Below are 4,277 nucleotides of genomic sequence, written 5' to 3' on the forward strand. Positions count from 1 at the left end.
GTTCCCGCCCTTGCCGCCGGATCCCGCGGACACCGGTGTGCTGATCGTCACAGAGCCCGCGCTGACTTGACCGATACTACCGCCGCCGCCGCCGCCACCACCACCGCCTCCGACATTCTCGTTGATGACCCCAGCAGAGGCGCCCGCGGCGCCAGCAGCGCCACCGGCGCCACCCAGGCCACCGGGGCTCAGGCTGTTTTCCTCGCCGGCGGAGCCCGCGCTACCGGCTTGGCCGGCTGCGCCTCCGTCGCCGCCCTTGCCGCCGGAAATAACGAACGGGTACGCGGGATTATCTGTGATGTTGTTAGCAACGCCGCCGGTGCCGGCCTCGGCTGCCGCAGGTGCCGAACCAACAGTCAAAACCGCGGTGACGGAGAAGAGCAGGATGCCTGCATGCAGCGCAACCCGGAGCCAACGGCAGTATCGCCTCGCGCTCATCGATCCGCCCCCGTCGATTGGTCCAGGGCGGTTGTTCGTGGACGGTTGGCCTTGGCGCCGGCGCGGGCGACGTAGCTGGCCCGGATTGCGCGGTCGCCCCCTCGGTTACGGCGGGGGGCCGCGCCGCCTGGCATCGTACTGGACATGATGGTCATCTAGCTCGGACCCGGGCTGGCCGAGAACGCCAGATAGGTCATGCCGAATGGAAGAAATGTCTGCGTGCTTGTCTTCCGCGGAACAGCTTGGCGCCGGAGACGAGGCTCAACGCCGGTCATGGCCGATCCGGTCTCCCCGCGTTTGTCGCCCCTGAGCCCACCGTCACTGGCTTGTATTTCGCTGACGTTCCATATTCTGCAGCTCGGGCGATAGGGTTTTCGGTGACGACACGGTTTTCATCGCCGAATTTGTCGACCCGCTGCCGAATTCGTCTAAGGTGGTCGACGCCGGGCAGCCAAGGCCGGCGGGGGGATGACCATGGCCGTTCCTGCTTCTGCCCTGCCGGCGGGATTCGATGTTGTTCGGGCGAGCAATCCCGAGCTTTTTTGCGGCACGTTTCGCGTCACGGAACGGGCCGCTCAGTCAAGCCGGATCTTCGCCTATCAATTGCGGGATCGCTCACTGTGGCGGCTGCGTTTCGAACGGCCGATCTTCACGATCGCGACGCGCGGCGCTGGCTCGATCCTGGCAAGTTACGCCGACAGCAGCTTCGCTACCGACACTTTCGTCGATGGCGACGAGGGGGGGCTGTTCTGCTTAACGACGATGCTGGCGGGCCAGACGACCCTGGAGCATCAGGGAAAGTCTGCGACGGCCACAGTTCGGTCCGGGCTCGCCTGGAGGCCCGGTCCAAGCGTACGCCTCTCGATGAGCGACCACAATGCGCGCACGAACATCTTTCTCAAGGTATTGGATGTAGAAAGTGCGCTTGAGCACATGCTGGATGAGCAATTGCGCGCGCCCCTCGAATTCGAGCCCAGCCTCGATTGGACGAGAGGGCTGGGTTCTAGCCTGAAGCACCAGCTCGATTTCGTCATGCAGGAGTTTCAGCGGGAGGACGGCGTTACCACCAGCGCGGTCGCCATGGCGTCTCTGACCGACTTTCTCATCTCGCTGGTCCTGCGCGGCGCCGCGCACAACTACACCAATAGGTTAGACCGCCCAGCCGATGCGGCAATTCCCGCCTATGTTCGGCGAGCGGAGGATTTCATGCGCGCTCATGGTGAGCAGCCGATCCGGATGTCGCATGTCGCCGTGGCCGCCGGCTGCAGCTCGCGAACCCTGACGGCGGTGTTCAAGCATTTCCGCGGCAATACGCCCCTTGGCGTGCTGCACGCCATCCGGCTTGAGCTTGCGCGTGACGAGCTCACTCTTGGCGTATCCGGCGTCTCGGTGATCGCGGTCGCACGCCGCTACGGTTTCACCAATTCGGCGCGCTTCGCCGCCGCCTTTCGCCGCCGTTTCGGCGAGACACCGTCTGAGGTCGCGCGTCGCTCATCGCGCTCTTCCCGTTGAGCGCTGCAAAGGCCACGCGGGCCTGAGCGTGCTTGGCGCAAATGCGGCTTGCGTACGTTCGGCGCCGCTTGAAAGATMTCCGTCGGCGTCCGCCTTTGGTGAGGTGTCGAGTGTCATCTCCGGCCTGAATGTCGATGTGCAGACGATGGACTGGGGCACCGTCGTCCAGCGCCGCCCATTCTGGGCAACACGCCAACTTCCGCTTCTGGCGCGACCCAACCTTCTTCGATCGGCATGGAGCAACGTCAGCAAGCCACCCGCCCGCGACTTTCGGAACGTCTGGTAATGGGCAATGTCCCGGCGAGCCCAGGAGCCGAAGGACCGCGCCTTCAACGCGTCACCGAAATTTTCGGATGTCAAACGGCGCGCAATGTTGCCCCCCGATCGGCGTCCAATATTGACCCCTTGATGAGCTGAGGCGGTCAGGAGGCGGCGCGGTGCAGCTGGTCGGGGTTGCGCAGCCGCGCCGGCTCCGGGTCGCAAGAGCGCTTGGCTCAGAGCCTGTTTTTGAAGCGCCAGCTCTCGTTGCCGGTCTCGACGATATCGCAGTGGTGGGTCAGCCGGTCGAGGAGCGCGGTCGTCATTTTGGCGTCGCCGAAGACGGAAGGCCATTCGCCGAAGGCGAGGTTGGTTGTGACGATGACGGAGCTCTGTTCGTAGAGCCTGCTGATCAGGTGGAACAGCAACTGGCCGCCGGACTGGGCGAAGGGCAGATAGCCGAGTTCGTCGAGGACGATGAAGTCCATGCGCGAGAGATAGTCGGCCATGCGGCCCTGCCTGCCGGCGCGGGCCTCGGCCTCGAGCTTGTTGACGAGATCAACGACGTTAAAGAAGCGTCCGCGCGCGCCGGCGCGGATGCACGCCCGGGCGATCGCAATGGCGAGATGGGTCTTGCCGGTCCCGGTGCCGCCCACGAGGACGACATTGCGCTGATGGGCGATGAAGTTGCCGCCAGCCAGGTCGTGGACGAGCGTCTCGTTGAGCGGAGTGCCGTCGAAGACGAAGTCGCCGACATCCTTGGCGAGGGGCAGCTTGGCGATGGTGATCTGGTACTTGATCGAGCGCGCCTGCTTCTCGGCAATCTCCGCCGATAGCAGATCGCCGACGATGCGCTGGGGTTCGTGCTGGCGCTTCACCGCTGTCGTGATGATCTCGTCGAAGGCGGCCTTCATGCCGTAGAGCTTGAGCTCGCCCATGGTGGCGAGAATCTCCGAGCGTTCCATCACACGGCCCTCCTGAGGCTGTCGTACCGGGCACAATCGGCGGCAGGCTCATGGCGCAGGCGCAGGGCAGCGGGCGTCATGATGGTGATCGCAGCAGCCGGTTCCCGGCGCCGGGCCAGGATGTTGAGAATGACGTCAGCCGAATGCACGCCTTGCTTCAGCGCCTCGGCGCAGGCGGCTTCGACCGCCGGCAAGCCATCGCTCAGCACCGTGGTCAGGATATCGACCATCTGCCGGTCACCATCCTGCGCCGCCGCCAGCTTCCGGCGCACCCGATCCAGCGCGGCCGGAAGAACCCAATCCTTGAAGGGTGCTCCGTTGCGCAGAGCGCCCGGCTTGCGGGCCAGCACCGGCACATAGTGCCAGGGATCGAAGGTCGTCTGATCGCGGCCGTAGCAGCGGGCGTGCTCGCCGACGATGCGCCCGTCCTGGCGGAGTTCGACGCGATCGGCATAGGCGCGGATCTCGACGGGTCGGCCGATCGCGCTCGCCGCGAACGAGTACTTGTTGTTGTCGAAGCGGACCAAGCAGGTCTTCGACACCGCGGCCGGCAGCGCATGGAAGCCGTCGAAGCTGCCGGCATAAGGCACGAGGCTTGGCCGTTCGGCTTCGAATGCCTCCCAGATCGTCACGTCGCGGCGCTCGGGATGGCGATGCGCCTTGGCATAGCTGAGCACCTGATCCATCAGCCAGGCATTCAGCTCGTCATAGTTCTTGACCCTGAGCCGGGGCGCGAAGAAGCGCTCGCGCACGAGGCCGACCTGGTTCTCGACCTGACCCTTCTCCCAGCCCGAGGCCGGCGTGCAGGCGACGGGATCGACCAGGTAGTGAGGTTCTGTTGCAAATTCCCGCGGCGCCATAGAATTTGGTGGTTCGTGCCCTTTCACGCCGCTGCGATAATCTCAAACTGCGCTGCGATGGACGGATTTGGATTGTAGGCGTATCTGGCCTGTCGCTTGCGCATCATGTGAACCATCTCGATACCGGCCARGGTTGCAGCGGCGYTTTTGAATGATGTGAAGCCAAGCATCGATCGGATTCGCCGTTTGATCCGCCGATGATCCTGCTCGATCCGATTGTTCAGGTATTGGCTTTGCCGGATTC

The 4,277-nt window shown here is 64.4% G+C and carries 3 protein-coding genes and 2 pseudogenes; 1 reads left to right on the plus strand and 4 read right to left on the minus strand.

The window, feature by feature from the left end; genetic code table 11:
* Window positions 1-438: pseudogene (locus AC1D34_RS34495) on the minus strand (hypothetical protein); the annotation flags it as partial.
* A 474-nt stretch (window positions 439-912) separates the two neighbouring features.
* On the opposite strand from AC1D34_RS34495, the gene AC1D34_RS34500 reads away from it, so the two are divergent.
* On the plus strand, window positions 913-1,950 hold the full coding sequence (locus AC1D34_RS34500; RefSeq protein WP_441508968.1) for a helix-turn-helix domain-containing protein: 1,038 nt from the start codon (window positions 913-915) through the stop codon (window positions 1,948-1,950).
* Window positions 1,951-2,444: 494 nt separating this feature from the next.
* Here the strand turns inward: AC1D34_RS34500 and istB are convergent, their stop codons facing one another.
* From istB to AC1D34_RS34515, 3 genes and pseudogenes are all read right to left on the minus strand, one after another.
* Window positions 2,445-3,173, minus strand: a complete 729-nt coding sequence (istB, locus tag AC1D34_RS34505) for an IS21-like element helper ATPase IstB (RefSeq protein WP_054211923.1) — start codon at window positions 3,171-3,173, stop codon at window positions 2,445-2,447.
* Window positions 3,173-4,003, minus strand: a pseudogene (locus AC1D34_RS34510) (Mu transposase domain-containing protein); the annotation flags it as partial. The pseudogene AC1D34_RS34510 and the gene istB, both read right to left, overlap by 1 nt.
* A 53-nt stretch (window positions 4,004-4,056) precedes the next feature.
* The coding region (locus AC1D34_RS34515; protein WP_476826667.1) for a DDE-type integrase/transposase/recombinase at window positions 4,057-4,277 on the minus strand (221 nt) is incomplete at its 5' end.

It is taken from the genome of Allobosea sp. P1_A7 (assembly GCF_056406775.1).

Excerpts from the sequence above, each read along its gene's own strand:
- AC1D34_RS34500 (WP_441508968.1), top strand. The coding sequence starts at position 913 with ATGGCCGTTCCTGCTTCTGCCCTGCCGGCGGGATTCGATGTTGTTCGG.
- istB (WP_054211923.1), bottom strand. The coding sequence starts at position 3,173 with ATGGAACGCTCGGAGATTCTCGCCACCATGGGCGAGCTCAAGCTCTAC.